At 39.7% G+C, this 3709-nt stretch carries 4 protein-coding genes; 1 reads left to right on the top strand and 3 read right to left on the bottom strand.

The window, feature by feature from the left end:
* Positions 1 to 628: 628 nt before the first annotated feature.
* The 3 genes from PLA23_RS11460 to PLA23_RS11450 all read right to left on the bottom strand — a co-directional run bounded on the left by PLA23_RS11460 (position 629) and on the right by PLA23_RS11450 (position 2226).
* Complete coding sequence (locus PLA23_RS11460; RefSeq protein WP_324328943.1) at positions 629 to 1033, bottom strand: type II toxin-antitoxin system VapC family toxin; 405 nt, start codon at positions 1031 to 1033, stop codon at positions 629 to 631.
* A complete protein-coding gene (locus PLA23_RS11455; RefSeq protein ID WP_324328941.1) occupies positions 1030 to 1272 on the bottom strand; it encodes a hypothetical protein in 243 nt (80 codons plus the stop codon). Before PLA23_RS11455 ends, PLA23_RS11460 begins: the two co-directional genes overlap by 4 nt.
* Before the next feature lie 171 nt (positions 1273 to 1443).
* Positions 1444 to 2226: a glycoside hydrolase family 26 protein gene (locus PLA23_RS11450; protein ID WP_324328939.1), complete on the bottom strand. Its 783-nt coding sequence runs from the start codon at positions 2224 to 2226 to the stop codon at positions 1444 to 1446.
* Between the two features lie 386 nt (positions 2227 to 2612).
* Here PLA23_RS11450 and PLA23_RS11445 point away from each other — a divergent pair.
* The coding region (locus PLA23_RS11445; RefSeq protein WP_324475268.1) for an ATP-binding protein at positions 2613 to 3709 on the top strand (1097 nt) is incomplete at its 3' end.

Here is a 3709-nt window from a genome sequence, read left to right as displayed (position 1 = left end):
TGGGTGACGGTACTGAGGTACGCGAGTCCTCGGGAAATCATCCTCGCTGCTATTGTTCAAGGATAACTATTCTGCTCGTATTATTCTGAATTACTGATTCGATCCTGTTTATTATTAATTTCAGTCATAGCGGTTAATGCTTGATCTCCGCCTGGCGGTGAGAACTCTTCTGTATGCAGCAATGCTTCTTCGGATCAAATCTGATTACGTGAATTATTCTTGATGAGAATTTGATGAATAAGAGGATGAGGAGAGTAATAGTACTTACATTTTAGAAGATAATAAATCGTTAGGGATTTACACTCCTGTCCAGCTTTTTGAAAATGAAATCCCCCGCCGGCCAGATATAAGAAAGGAACTTTCTACCTGTCTAAAAACATTGATACTATATAAGAAAAGGTCGTTGCAAGATACGTGAGGATAGCTAAAACCCCCTTTCAACAAATTGGGATTTATAAATACATTATATTCTTACGATCACTAAAGGTGAGTTTTTAATTATCCTCACTTATAAGAAAAGACGGTGTTTTCAACCCCAGTTCATGCGTGGGGTGTGGAATTGATGAGGAGAGCAACTGGAAGGAATTGTTCAATCAATCCTATTCCCTGAAAAAATTAACCCATTTCTTCATCGAAGCGTGTATTGAAATCCAGCCTGTTCAAAATGGTGATCAGAAGAATAAGCAATATTTATCCCATATTCTTTCATTACTTCAAAGGAAATACAATCTGTCAGACTCCAGTGTTTATCATGATAGGTTGCATACCTTTCCAAAGCCCTTGAAAAGAGAAGATTATCTGTTTTTATAATATCAATCTGATCCGTATTATTGCAATCCTGAATAAACTCAGCTACTATCTTTTTGTTCAGTTTTGTGAAAGCATTTCCAATCTCATAGAGCACTGCATCGGTTATTAAAATTTTCTGATAATCAAACAGATCACGTGCAATGTCAACAGCCTGCTTATGATGCTTATCTTCAGGTGTGAACATTGCTATGACAAAAGAAGTATCAATGAAGACAGATTTCATTGGTGATGGTTACCCCTTTTAGGTGTTCCATACAGATAATGATCATGCTCATCGGAAAAATCTGAGGGACCATGAATTGCTCCAGCATTCCTTATGAGGAACTCTATTGCATGTTCTCTTTTTAAAGTAGAGTCTTTATCAATTGTTAGTAGATATTCTTTATTAGGTTCAAGGTCGACTGGCTCAACAATTTTAAATGACGTCCCATCAAAAGTCGCTTTTATTGTAATTGACCCCATGAAAGATACTTCCTTTCCTATTATTTATTTTAAATCACTATCAGGTTTTCTTTACGCTTAAACACTCCTTACATGGGTGACGGTACTGAGGTACGCGAGTCCTCGGGAAATCATCCTCGCTGCTATTGTTCAGAACGTTGTTTTAACGGTTATCTGGCCATTCTCCGGTACCTACGGGCAATATGTACCAAGAATAGCATCTGATGCAAGGAAATTTCGAATTATATCGCGTATTTCAGCGTTGTCCTCAATCCGCATCGTTGTATTATTACTTCTATTTGTATCATTCGGCCATCCGGCATTCCACCATACAAACCCGACAATATTGGGCCATCTCTGTTCATCAATTAACACTGAAAACGCATCATAGGTCCAGTTTTTCGCCGAAATATAGGGGTTATTCAGATCTGTACCCATTTCTGACACGATCACAGGTTTTTCTGGTGAAATATTCTGTGCATGCCGGAATCCTTCGTCCATCATATCTGTAAATGAAGTAATATTTTTGTCGTTTGGTGAAAGGGCACCGTAAGCAGAAATTCCAATCATATCGATAAATTCATTTCCTGGATAGTATGCTTGCGGGATATTCCATCCATCTTCCGGATTTGAATGCCAGTTTATATGGAATACCCAGTACAGGTTATCTGCACCTTCTTTACGCATCAGTGAAATAATATGACGGTATACCGATTGGAATAATACCGCACCATGTTCTTTTCCAGTCCAGTACCCGTTCCATGAGAACCACCATCCATTCACCTCTGTTCCATATTCAATGAGGATCGGAAAATCCAGCTTTTTGGCCTCTTTTGCAAAATTCCTGAGATCTGGATCGAATGCTCCTGATTTTATGTGTTCCAGGGTAAATACTGGTTCGGGCCGGTATTGGCGGTTATCAGACCGAAGCATAAGTCTGATGTATGGAATTGCACCACTCTCGTGGATAGCCATGACTTGTTCTAAGGGAAAACTTCTATTTACACTCCATTCATGTGAAAAAGCAATAATTGCCAGAGATTTTCCTGAATTATTAATGTATGAATTAATACTCTCATGGGTAATCTCCATTTCATTGATATGATGAGGAACCGGGGGAAAGGCACCATGCCATAGGGTATTATTATGCGGCAAACAAAGGTCAGAGCTTTCACCCGCACATGATTCAATGAATACCAGAAGATATAATAAAGTGAGTACTCCCCATGGATTGAGGGAGTGAAGATACTTTTCTGCATGCATTCCATGCCTATGATGCACGTGTGCCGGAATACCCATACCGAGAAACATTATGGACGCCTATCTATCTAACAATTCGTATCACCAACCGGGAGAAGAAGATGGTTCCTGAATTAAATTTCCCTCCTCCTGTTCCCTCACGGGAAAAGTTCACAGTACTTCTGGTAATAAGTTCTCAAAAACTGGCGTCTCTTTCGAAAACATATCTTGAACGCCCAGGCCTTCTTGAAGTCACCGTCTGTTATTCAGGGGATGAGGCCATCCGTATTTTTCATTCGCACTCTTATGACCTCATTCTGTCTGATTATGATCTGGATGATATGGATGCTATCACCTTGCATACAAAACTTCAGGATCTCAATCCACAAAAGCCATTTCTCCTCTTTACTATTACGGATCGGGATCGGGAGATTCTTGAAAAATATGCACAAGATCCATCTGCTTATCAGGATTTTGAACATGATATCAGCATCATTTATAACGATCAGGCCCAAAAAATTGCCCAGGCAGTTGAGTTATTCCGGACCAGGAACCAGTTAGAGTTATACACACGGCGTCTTGAACAATTGGTTGAGGAACGGACCAGGCAACTTCAGGTAGCCCAGCGATTTGCGGTGATTGGTGAGCTTGCAACCATGATAGGTCATGATATGAGGAACCCTCTTCAGGTTATTACCAATATGCAGTATCTTCTTGAGATGAAGATGCAGAAGATGACAGTGCAGGAATTGCAAATATTCTCAAAATACGGAATAATGGAGATCTTTAGCCGAATCAGAGATGAAATTCTCTATCTGAATAAAATTGTATCAGATCTTCAGGATTATGCACGTCAAGTAAATCCTGAAAAAAGCAGAATAAATCTTGCAGCATTCTTTCATGAACTGCTCCTAACGATATCACCCCCTTCATCAATCACCGTTATCAAAGAATGTGATCCTGATATCACTGTATCAGTAGATCCGGCATTACTAACCCGCGTTATGGAAAACGTAATAATGAACGCTCTGCAAGCTATGGAAAAAGGTGGAATACTTACATTGAAATCCCAAAAAGACAAAGAGGGTTTTAGTATCATCGTGTCTGATACCGGGGGAGGCATTCCTCCTGAATCTGTTCCGAAAATATTTGATCCCCTGTATACAACAAAACCCAAAGGGACCGGGCTTGGTTTATCAGTAACCAAACGATTAATTGA

Origin of the sequence: Methanospirillum sp. (genome assembly GCF_035406105.1) — an archaeon.
In the GTDB taxonomy this organism is placed as follows: Archaea; Halobacteriota; Methanomicrobia; order Methanomicrobiales; family Methanospirillaceae; genus Methanospirillum.
This window is presented reverse-complemented; position numbering and strand designations above follow the sequence as displayed.